Raw genomic sequence first — 10143 nt, forward strand, 5'->3', positions numbered from 1 at the left:
CGGTTACTCACCCTTGTCTGACGTGTCGTTGCTGGTCCGGGCGGGGGCGGACGACTGCCGCTCGCCGGAGAGGCCACTGTGCAGTTCGGCCATCCAGACACCGGGCGCCGGTTCTTCGTGCGCGGTCGCCGCTGGGCCCGGCCTGGGGGGCGCCGCCTTACGGGCCGCCGGATTCGGAGTGCGCCGGCGCCGCTGCGGCAGGCCGCTGGCCGTCACCGTGGTCGCGGTGGGCTCCTCCTCGGCACAGCCGCGTTCCGCCACCGCGTGGGTGCCGGTGTCCTCGTCACGTCCACCGGTGCCCGCCTGCGCGGCCCGCGGCGCCGAGTGCTCGATCGGGGTGTCGTCGGCCCATGCGGCGGCGGGCGGCGCGGACCGGCGCGGCTCCGGACGCGGGCCCGAGGCCGAGCCGATGCCGTGTGCCCTGCCCGGTGCGGGCGCGGTGGTGATCGACGCCTTCGGCACGCTCAGTACGGCGCGCACTCCCCCGTAGGCCGAGGGCGGCAGCGCCACCTGGAAGTCGTACGCCCGCGCCAGACGGCCGACCACCGCGAGACCCAGCCGCGGCGACTCACCGAGGTCCTTGAGGTCGATCCCGGCCTGGGCCTCGGTCAGCATCCGCTCGGCCCGCTCCCGGGCCTCCTCGCTGAGGCCGATACCGCCGTCCTCGATCTCGATGGCGATGCCCATGTGCACCTCCACCGCGGTCAGGTGGACGCGGGTCTTGGGCGGCGAGTACCGCGTGGCGTTGTCCAGCAGTTCGGCCAGGGCGTGGATGAGCGGCTCGACGGCCGGCCCGACGACGGCGACCTCCGCGACGGAGTGCAGTTCCACCCGCTGGTAGTCGAGGATCCGCGACATCGCCCCGCGCAGCACGCTGTAGAGCGGCACCGGCTTGCTCCACTGCCGTCCCGGCCGGGCACCGCTGAGGACGGCGATGCTGTCCGCCAGCCGCCCGATGAGCGCCGTGCCATGGTCGAGCCTGAGCAGGTCGGCGAAGAACGCCGGCTCCTGACCGTGCCGGTCCTCCATCACGCGCAGGTCCGTGGCCTGCTGGTGCACGATGGCCTGGACCCGGCGGGCGACGTTGACCACACCGCGCTGCGCGGAGTCGCGCAGGGACTCCTCGGCCTGCACCGCCTCGACCACCGAGCGCAGCAGAGCTTCGTGCGCCGCGCGGAACTGCGGGCTGAGCCCGTCGTCCGTGACGGTGAGGGACCCCAGCACGTCCTCGGCGAACTCGCCTTCCTGGAGGCGGCTGACGGCCACCGGAAGCTGCTCCTCGGCGAGGTGGATCGTCGCCGCTTCCTGCTGCCGCAGATGCCGGAGGAGCCGGGCCTCCCGCTCGGCGGCCTCGGCGCGGACCGCGGCCAGGGCCTGGCCCCGCCGTGCCGCCACCGTCGAGACGAGGGCGATGGCCACGGTGGCGAGGGCACCGCACCAGATCACCGCGCTCGTGGCCACGGCCGGCACGAGCGGTCCGGCGACCGCGGTCGCCACGGCAGCCATGGCAGCGGGTGCCGACCACGCCGCAACGGAGCCGGAATGCGAGCCTCCGGGTGACGACGCAGTACGAACCATCAGCATCCTCAATCATGGGCTTACGTGGCGCCTGGGGTACGGCGCGGCAGGCACGATATCCGTCCCGCCGACCCCTCCTACCCGAGGCGGCATTACGTCATGAGCCGAGAACACGGGGACCGCTCACCCCGGGTACCCAACTGGTAGCACTATAACCGGAATTGATCACTACTCATGCGCCGGGTGACACAGCTACGGCCACACCCGGCCGAGACGGCCGTCACACCACCCGTGGCCGTACATCGACGCTCCGTCAATACGGCTGGAGCGGGGGCCATTTCGACGACAAGGCCGCCCAAGCACCCTTGCACACCCCGCCACCTGCGCATACACCCGAGATCCTGGTCAACCCGCTCCAACGCCCCGCACCGCGACTCCGCGCACCAACGGCTGCTCTCCGTGACGCCGTAACCTCGGCGCGCAGTACGGCATATCGGCGGTATCGATACACGACTCTGACGTCCGCCACCGCCCGGACCTCCCCGTCTTCCGGGCCGCCGGAGTCCCTTATGTCCCGCGGCCGTCGCTCACTTCCCCTCCCTGCCCGATGGCCGAAACCGCACGGCGACTCGGCCAGCCCGGCGCTTCACCGCCCGGCTCGTCCGGCTTCCGCCGTCAGGATCCGGTCGGGCCGGATCGGCAGGTGCCGGTGGCGTACGCCCGTGGCGTGCCAGACCGCGTTGGCGATCGCCGCGGCGGCGCCCACGATGCCCAGCTCGCCGATGCCCTTGATGCCGACCGGGTCGTCGTCGTCCGGGTCGTCCACCCAGTCCGCCTCGATGAGGGGGACGTCGGCGTTCGCCGCGAAGTGATAGCTCACGAGGTCGGCTCCGACGAGACCGCCCGACGCCTCGTCCCGGACCGCCTCCTCGTGCAGCGCCATGGAAAGACCCCAGGTCATACCGCCGATGAGCTGGCTGCGCGCGGTGAGCGGATTGACGATCCGGCCCGCGGCGAAGACGCCGAGCATCCGCCGTACCCGGACCTCGCCGACGGCCGGGTCCACGGCGACCGCGGCGAACTGCGCCCCGAACGAGTGCCGTTCCCGCTCGGCCAGTGCGGCGACGGCCTCGGTGGTGTCGGACCGTACGGTGATGCCCTGCGGCGGAATCCCACCGCCCAGGGCGAGCTGCTCGCGCAGCGCCCGGGCCGCGGCGGTGACCGCCCAGGCCCAGGAGCGGGTGCCCATCGACCCGCCGGCGACCGACGCCGGGCCGAAGTCGCTGTCCGCGATCCGTACCCGGACCCGGTCCGGCGCCGCCTCCAGCGCATCGGCGGCGACCGACGTCAGCGCGGTCCGCGCCCCGGTGCCCAGGTCCGCCGCGTTGATCCGTACGGTGAAGGTGCCGTCCGCCTCCGCCGTCACGGCCGCGGTGGACGGGGCGACAAGGACGGGGAAGGTGGCCGCGGCCGTGCCGGTCCCGAGCAGCCAGCGCCCTTCGCGGCGGACGCGGGGGCGGGGGTCGCGGTCCGCCCAGCCGAACCTGCGGGCGCCCTCCCGGAAGCAGGCGAGCAGATTGCGGCTGCTGAACGGCAGGCCGGAGAGCGGCCCGGCGTCCGGTTCGTTGCGTACGCGCAGCGCGATCGGGTCGATACCGCACTGCTCGGCGAGTTCGTCGATCGCGGACTCCAGCGCGAACGAGCCCGGGGCCGTCCCCGGTGCCCGCATGAAGGTCGGCGAGGGTACGTCGAGCGCGACGACGCGGTTGACGGTGTGGTGGGCGTCGGCGTCGTACAGCACCCGCGCGACGTTGGCGCTCTGCTCGACGAACTCGTGCACGGTCGAGGTGGCGCTGTACGCCTCGTGACAGAGGGCGCGCAGGCGCCCGTCCGCGCCGGCGCCGAGCCTGACGCGCTGTGCCGTGGCGCTGCGGTGGCCGATGAGAGAGAACATCTGGCGTCGCGTCAGCACGACCCGCACCGGGCGCCGTAGCCGGGTCGCCGCCATCACCGCAGCCACCTGGTGCGGATGCACCCCCTTGGACCCGAATGCGCCGCCGACGTGCTCGGACCGCACCCGCACCGTCGCCGGGTCGAGAGAGAACAGCTTCGCGAGTTCCTCCGCCACCCACATACTGCCCTGGTTGGAGTCGACTACCTCGAGGCGCCCGCCGTCCCAGCGCGCCGTGGCCGCGTGCGGCTCCATGGGGTTGTGGTGCTCCTCCGGTGTGGTGTACTCCGCGTCCACGACGACGGCGGACGCGGCGAGCGCGGCGTCGAGATCGCCCTTCTCCATGGCCATGCCGGGCGGTTGCGGCGGGGTGTACGTGCCCGGGCGGCCGGCCCGGAACACGACGTCGTGCGGTTCCTCGTCGTACCGGATCACCAGCGCTTCGGCGGCCTCGCGGGCCTGCTCGGAGGTCTCGGCGACGACCAGCGCCACCGGCCAGCCCGCACTCGGCACACGGTCGTCGCGGAAGAGCAGAATGGTCGGGTCCGGCGGGCCGCCCAGCGGACCTGTGTAGTCCCGCTCGACGCACGGGGCGTTCCCGTGGTGCAGGACGGCGAGGACGCCGGGCATCGCCAGCACGGGGGCGGACTCCACGGAGCGGATCCGGCCGCGGGCGATGCGGGACGTCACCAGCCACCCGTGGGCGAGTCCGCCGAACGGGATCTCCCCCGCGTAGCGGGCCGACCCGGTGACCTTGGCCCGGCCCTCCACACGGGGGTACGGGGTGCCGACGGCCCCGGTCACCGCGGTGGTCGCCGTGGTCGCGGTCACGGACGTGGTCCGGGGCACGGTCATCCGGCGCTCTCCTCAGTCGGCTCGGTCAGCTCGGTCAGCAGGGCGACGGCCAGGTTGCGGATCAGCGCCACCTTGTAGCCGTTGCCGGGCAGCGCCTCGGCGGCGGCCAGTTCGGCGTCCAGGGCGGCGGCGAACGCCTCGGCACTCGCCGGTCCGCCGGTCAGCAGCCGCTCGGCTTCCCGCGCCCGCCATGGCCGGGAGGCCACTGCCCCGAAGGCGAGCCGGACATCGCGGACGACCGCGCCCCGGGCCCCGCCGGCCGCGCCCTGGACGTCGAGGGCGGCGGCGACCGACCCGATCGCGAACGCATACGACGCCCGCTCGCGCACCTTGCGGTAGCGGGAGACGGCCGCGACCGGAGCCGACGGCAGAGTGACGCCGGTGATCAGCGCGCCGGCCGGCAGCGCGGTCTCCCGGTGCGGAGTGTCCCGCACCGGAAGATAGAGCTCCGCCAGCGGCAACTCCCCTGCTCCGTCCACTGTTTCGTACGACACCACGGCGTCGAGGGCGGTGAGCGCCACCCCCATGTCCGAGGGGTGGACGGCCACACAGTGCGCGGAGGCGCCGAGGATCGCATGGTTGCGGTGCTCGCCCGCGACGGCCGGGCAACCGCTCCCGGGCACCCGCTTGTTGCAGGCCTGCGTCACGTCCGTGAAGTAGCCGCAGCGCGTACGCTGCAGCAGATTCCCGCCGACCGTGGCCATGTTGCGCAGCTGTCCCGAGGCGCCGGCGAGCACGGCCTGGGCCAACGCCGGGTAGGCGCGGCGCACTTCGGGATGGGCGGCCAGATCGCTGTTGGTGACGGTCGCACCGATGTGCAGCCCGCCGCCGTCCGTGCCGCCGATCCGGTCGAGCGGCAGCTCCCGTACGTCGATGAGCAGGCCGGGGCGCTCCACCCCGGCCTTCATCAGGTCGACGAGGTTGGTGCCGCCGCCGAGCAGCCGTGCATCGGGCTCGGCATCGAGCAGGGCCACCGCGCCCCGGACGTCGGACACCCGCCGGTAGCCGAACTCCCTCATGCCGTCACCTCCGCGCCGCCCGCCGCACCGTGCTCCGCCGCCCGCCCGGTGCGCGGGCCGCTTCCGGCCGCCCGTGCGACCGCCTGGACGATCGCCACATACGCACCGCAGCGGCACAGGTTGCCGCTCATCCGCTCCCGGATCTCATCGGCGGTCAACGGCGGCGCTCCCGCTCCGGGCCGTACGTCGTCGGTCACCGCGCTCGGCCAGCCCGCCGCATGCTCCTCCAGTACCGCGACGGCCGAACAGATCTGCCCGGGCGTGCAGTAGCCGCACTGGTATCCGTCGAGGTCGAGGAAGGCCTGCTGCACCGGATGCAGCCGCTCGCCGTCCGCCACGCCCTCGATGGTGGTGATCGCACGCCCCTCGGCGGACACCGCGAACTGCAGGCAGGAGACGGCCCTGCGCCCGTCGAGCAGCACCGTACAAGCGCCGCACTGGCCATGGTCGCAGCCCTTCTTGGTTCCGGTCAGACCGCAGTGTTCACGCAGCGCGTCGAGGAGGGTGGTGCGGTGGTCGACGGGCAGTGTGTGCTTCTCACCGTTGATGTCCAGGGTGATGACGCTGGACGTCGATCGGGCCATGAACAGCCTTCTTTCGCGTCGGTCGCGTACCGGGGGGCGGGCGCTGTCACGCGGGAGCGGGAGAGGGAGTGGAGGCGAAGGGGCAGCCTACGCCTCCAGGCCGTTGCGGGCGACCACTCCGGCGTACCAGCGGGCGCTGTCCTTCAGGGTGCGCCGCTGCGAAGCGAAGTCGACATGGACGATGCCGAACCGCATGCTGTAGCCGTACGCCCACTCGAAGTTGTCCATCAACGACCAGACGAAGTAGCCCCGCACATCGGCCCCGTCGGCGATCGCCCGCCCCACGGCGGCCAGATGCTGGTGCAGATAGGCGATCCGCTGGGGGTCGTGGACCCGGCCCTCGGGATCGGCGTAGTCGTGGTAGGCGGCACCGTTCTCGGTGATCAGGAGCGGGGTGTGCGGCAGCTCGTCGCGGAGCCGGGTCAGCAGCTCGTACAGTCCATCGGCGTCCACCGGCCAGTCCATGGCGGTACGCGGCCCCGGCGCCGGCCGGAACCTCACGTCCGCGGCGGCCCCCGGCCACGGCGACCGGGACGGGGGCGGGGACGACGAGGGCGAGGTGTTCGAGGTGTTCGTACCGGCCGCGACCACCATCGGCGCGTAGTAGTTGACGCCCAGCGAGTCGATGGGCGTGGCGATGGCCTCCAGGTCGCCGTCGTGGACGAACGACCAGTCGGTGACCTCCGCCGTATCGCGCACCAGGTCCTCGGGCAGCCGGCCGTGGAAGACCGGATCGAGGAAGAGGCGGTTGCCGACGGCGTCGATACGGCGGACCGCCTCCCGGTCGGCCCCGCTGTCGCGCGCGGGCCGCAGCGCGAACAGGTTCAGGGTCAGGGAGATCTCCGCCGAGGCCGGGAGCGCGGCACGCAGGGCTTGTACGGAGCGCCCGTGCGCGAGGTTGAGGTGGTGCGCGGCGCGCAGCGCGGCGGCCGGGTCGGTGCGGCCGGGGGCGTGGATGCCCGCCGCGTATCCGAGGAACGCCGCGCACCACGGCTCGTTGAGAGTGATCCAGGTGGCCACCCGGTCACCGAGCGCCTCGGCGACGTACCGCGTGTAGTCGGCGAAGCGCTCGGCGGTTTCGCGCTGCGGCCAGCCGCCGTCCGTGGCGGAGTCGCCGGGAGGGACGGTCTCCAACTGCTGCGGCAGGTCCCAGTGGTAGAGGGTGGCGACCGGCCGGATACCGGCATCCAGCAGTTCGTCCACGAGACGGCGGTAGAAGTCCAGTCCCTTAGTGCTGGCCGGGCCCCGTCCGTCCGGCTGGACGCGGGGCCACGCCACCGAGAACCGGTAGTCGCTCACGCCCAGCTCCTTGAGCAGCGCCACGTCCTCCCGCATGCGGTGGTAGTGGTCGGCGGCCGTATCACCGGTGTCGCCGTGGAGGACCTTGCCGGGCGTCCGGCTGAAGGTGTCCCAGATGGACGCGCCCCGGCCGTCCTCCTGCGCGGCGCCCTCGATCTGGTAGGCGGCGGTGGCGGTGCCCCAGCGGAATCCGGCGGGGAAGCGGAGCGTGGAGGGCGCGTCGGTACGGAACTCATTGGTGGTCATCTGCGGCGACTCCCGGAAGGCGGACGTAAACCCGACCAGGCTCCCTCACCCTGGCACCCGGCTGCCATCCCCCGGCGGCACATGCCATCAACTCCCCTGCCTCTCCTCACCCTTGACGAAAGGTATGGACCAACTTACGGTGTGGCGCACCCGTCGCCCCACGAAGGGAGCCCAGCGTGACCGGTCGGCTGTCGCGTCTCCTGAGGGTTGGTCTGGCCATGGCCGTCACCGCGCCGATGCTGATCGCCGCGGCGCCGAACGAGCCCCGGGACGCCGCCTGCGCCGTCAAACCGAAGCCCCCGGGCAAGGTCCTCCAGGGCTACTGGGAGAACTGGGACGGCGCGGCGAACGGCGTCCACCCGCCGTTCGGCTGGACGCCGATAACCGACACCCGCATCCGCGAGCACGGATACACCGTCGTCAACGCGGCGTTCCCCGTCATCCGCTCGGACGGCACGGCCCTCTGGGAGAACGGGATGGATGCGACGGTGAAGGTCCCCACCCCGGCCGAGATGTGCCAGGCCAAGGCCGAGGGCCTCACGATCCTGATGTCCATCGGCGGAGCGGCGGCCGGTATCGACCTCGGCTCCAGCGCCGTCGCGGACCGGTTCGTCGAAACGATCGTGCCGATCCTCAAGGCGCACCACTTCGACGGCGTGGACATCGACATCGAGACCGGCCTCACCGGCAGCGGCAACATCGGCCGCCTGTCGCCCTCGCAGACCAACCTCATCCGCATCATCGACGGCATTCTCGCCCAGATGCCTCCGGACTTCGGCCTGACCATGGCCCCGGAAACGGCCTATGTCACCGGCGGAAGCGTCACTTACGGATCGATCTGGGGCGCATACCTCCCCCTCGTCAAGAAGTACGCGGACAACGGCCGGCTCTGGTGGCTGAACATGCAGTACTACAACGGCAGCATGTACGGATGCGCCGGCGACTCGTACCCCGCCGGCACGATCGAGGGGTTCACCGCACAGACGGACTGCCTCGACAAGGGGCTGACGGTCCAGGGCACCACGATCAGGGTCCCCTACGACAAGCAGGTTCCGGGACTGCCCGCGCAGCCGGGCGCCGGCGGCGGCCATATGCCCCCGGACCTGGTGACGCGGGCCTGGAACACGTACCACAACGGCTTGAAGGGCCTGATGACCTGGTCGGTCAACTGGGACGGAGCCAAGAACTGGACGTTCGGCGACAACGTCAAGGCGGCACAGGGCCGCTGAGGCGTCCAGAGCTCGCCGGCGACGGCCCACTGGCAACGCCTCCTAGCGGCGCGGCTTGCCCCTTTTGCCTCGTTTTACGGCCTTGGGGGCGCCGGAACCCCTCCGTACCCCCTTGCCCGACGACGCGGGCTTCGGCTTCCCGGCCGCGGGCTGCCGCCGCGCACCTCCTGTACCGGCCCGGCTGCGCTGCACCTCCGCCGGGGCGGCGGCGCGACGGCCTCGTGTGCTGTTGACGGTCCGCCCGCGGACGATCCCGATGAAGTCGTCCACCAGATCGGTGGTCCGGTCCTCCCGCCACGACAACGCCACTCGTGACTCGGGGGTACCGGTGACCGGCCGGTAGGTGAGGTCCTTGCGGTGGTGCAGACGAGCCAGCGACTGCGGCACGACGAGCAGCCCGACGCCCGCCGCCACCAGCTCGACGGCGTCCTTCGTGGTGGCCGGGCGCTCGATCGCCGGCCGTCCCGGCGGGTGCTCCCAGTCGAGCGTGTCGTCCAGGGGGTGCAGCACGATGTCGTCGGCCAGGTCCTCGGTGGTCACCTCGTCGGCCGCGGCCACGAGGTGATCCTTGGGGACCACCACCACCGTCGTCTCGGTGTAGAGGGGAATCGCGCTGAGGTCGGTCCGGTCCGTCGGCAGGCGCAGCAGCCCGGCATCGGCGCCGCCGTCCCGCAGTACCCCGGAGGCTTCCGCGGCGGATACCTGGACGAGGTGCAGCGGTACGTCCGGCAGGCGCTCGTTCCAGATCCGCACCCACTTGGCGGGCGTCACTCCCGGGACATACGCGAGTCGGAACGAAGGGGATGCTTCCGAGCCTGTCACCCCACCAGGTTACCGGTCGTGGTCAGAGGTCGCGCACACGCTCGATACCCTGGACCCATGAAGTCGCACCAGACCGCCCAGACGATGAAGCCCGCCACCGCGGCGAAGAAGCTGGGTGTGTACCTCGAAGCCACCCCCGCCGAGTTCCGGGAAGGCGTCGTCTCGCGCGCCGAACTCAACGCACTGCAGGCGGACCCGCCCGAGTGGCTGCGGGAGCTGCGACGCAACGGCCCGCACCCCCGTCCGGTGGTCGCCGCGAAGCTGGGCGTCTCCATTTCCGGTCTCGCGCGGGGCGGTGTCACCGAGGCCCTCACCACGGAGCAGATCGACGCGCTGAAGGCGGAGAACCCCGAGTGGCTGCAGAAGGAGCGCGCCACCCAGGCCGAGGTCCGCAAGGAAGCGGTCCGCATCAAGGAAAAGCACAAGGCCCAGAACAAGGAAGAGAAGGACAAGGACGCGGCAGACGAGGCCTAGGACAGGCCCTGGCTCCGCGCTCTCCCCTATGGGCCGTCGCTGCCGGCCCATAGGGAGCGGACGTGGCCCAGGTGCTTGGCCATGCACTGTTCGGCCTTCTCGGCGTCACCGGCGAGCATCAGGTCCAGCAGTTCCAGGTGCTCCTC

9 protein-coding genes are annotated in these 10143 nt (G+C 72.2%); 2 read left to right on the forward strand and 7 right to left on the reverse strand.

Annotated elements, in window-relative coordinates; genetic code table 11:
• Nucleotides 1-3 precede the first annotated feature (3 nt).
• The 5 genes from ACFY12_RS28150 to ACFY12_RS28170 form a co-directional block, all read right to left on the reverse strand.
• Nucleotides 4-1578 (reverse strand): sensor histidine kinase, encoded by a 1575-nt coding sequence (locus ACFY12_RS28150; protein ID WP_390718711.1) that lies wholly within the window; start codon nt 1576-1578, stop codon nt 4-6.
• Nucleotides 1579-2164: 586 nt separating this feature from the next.
• Nucleotides 2165-4324, reverse strand: coding sequence for a xanthine dehydrogenase family protein molybdopterin-binding subunit (locus ACFY12_RS28155; protein WP_390718712.1), 2160 nt, complete (start codon nt 4322-4324; stop codon nt 2165-2167).
• The gene (locus ACFY12_RS28160; RefSeq protein ID WP_390718713.1) at nt 4321-5343 is read right to left on the reverse strand and encodes an FAD binding domain-containing protein; all 1023 of its coding nucleotides are present in this window, start codon (nt 5341-5343) and stop codon (nt 4321-4323) included. The genes ACFY12_RS28155 and ACFY12_RS28160 overlap by 4 nt, the downstream gene beginning before the upstream one ends.
• The gene (locus tag ACFY12_RS28165; protein ID WP_390718714.1) at nt 5340-5927 is read right to left on the reverse strand and encodes a (2Fe-2S)-binding protein; all 588 of its coding nucleotides are present in this window, start codon (nt 5925-5927) and stop codon (nt 5340-5342) included. The genes ACFY12_RS28160 and ACFY12_RS28165 overlap by 4 nt, the downstream gene beginning before the upstream one ends.
• Nucleotides 5928-6014: 87 nt before the next feature.
• The gene (locus ACFY12_RS28170; protein ID WP_390718715.1) at nt 6015-7472 is read right to left on the reverse strand and encodes a GH1 family beta-glucosidase; all 1458 of its coding nucleotides are present in this window, start codon (nt 7470-7472) and stop codon (nt 6015-6017) included.
• Nucleotides 7473-7690: 218 nt separating this feature from the next.
• Between ACFY12_RS28170 and ACFY12_RS28175 the strand changes: the two genes are divergently transcribed.
• Entirely contained in the window at nt 7691-8701 is a 1011-nt protein-coding gene (locus tag ACFY12_RS28175; protein ID WP_390718727.1) for a chitinase, read from the forward strand.
• Nucleotides 8702-8743: 42 nt separating this feature from the next.
• On the opposite strand, the gene ACFY12_RS28180 is transcribed toward ACFY12_RS28175, so the two are convergent.
• Nucleotides 8744-9523 (reverse strand): LysR family substrate-binding domain-containing protein, encoded by a 780-nt coding sequence (locus tag ACFY12_RS28180; protein WP_390718716.1) that lies wholly within the window; start codon nt 9521-9523, stop codon nt 8744-8746.
• Nucleotides 9524-9580: 57 nt separating this feature from the next.
• Here ACFY12_RS28180 and ACFY12_RS28185 point away from each other — a divergent pair, with 57 nt between their 5' ends.
• Nucleotides 9581-9997 (forward strand): DUF5997 family protein, encoded by a 417-nt coding sequence (locus ACFY12_RS28185; RefSeq protein ID WP_390718717.1) that lies wholly within the window; start codon nt 9581-9583, stop codon nt 9995-9997.
• Nucleotides 9998-10023: 26 nt separating this feature from the next.
• Here the strand turns inward: ACFY12_RS28185 and ACFY12_RS28190 are convergent.
• Nucleotides 10024-10143 (reverse strand): FCD domain-containing protein (locus ACFY12_RS28190; RefSeq protein WP_390718728.1); only part of this gene is annotated, 120 nt, incomplete at its 5' end.

The sequence above is a fragment of the Streptomyces sp. NPDC001339 genome (assembly GCF_042895955.1).
Lineage (GTDB): Bacteria > Actinomycetota > Actinomycetes > Streptomycetales > Streptomycetaceae > Streptomyces.